This window comes from Photorhabdus africana, assembly GCF_035181445.1.
Lineage (GTDB): Bacteria > Pseudomonadota > Gammaproteobacteria > Enterobacterales > Enterobacteriaceae > Photorhabdus > Photorhabdus laumondii.
Genome location: NZ_JAXBVE010000258.1, coordinates 1 through 267 on the forward strand (window position 1 = coordinate 1; position 267 = coordinate 267).

Here is a 267-nt window from a genome sequence, read left to right on the forward strand (position 1 = left end):
GGCAAGATGTGCCCGGCTGTCACATCAATCACCTGTACGATGGAAATAGGGGTCTTTCCCGCCGATGAAGATCCCTGTTATCTGGCGAGAAAAGCCGAATACGCTCTGCGTTTGCCGGCAATGATTATCACCAAACTGGGCGCTATTCGCTTTCTCAATCAAGTCATTATGAGTGGGTTGATTAAGGTTGAAGAACTTAAACATGACTTTTTATGGCCTTATAAAGCAGAAGTGGTGTTTGCTATCCGAGGAGAGCAGGATGTCCCC

General features: G+C 47.2%; 1 pseudogene. It reads left to right on the forward strand.

The annotated features are described in order from the left end of the window. Positions 1–267, forward strand: a pseudogene (locus SLS51_RS23670) (VRR-NUC domain-containing protein); the annotation flags it as partial.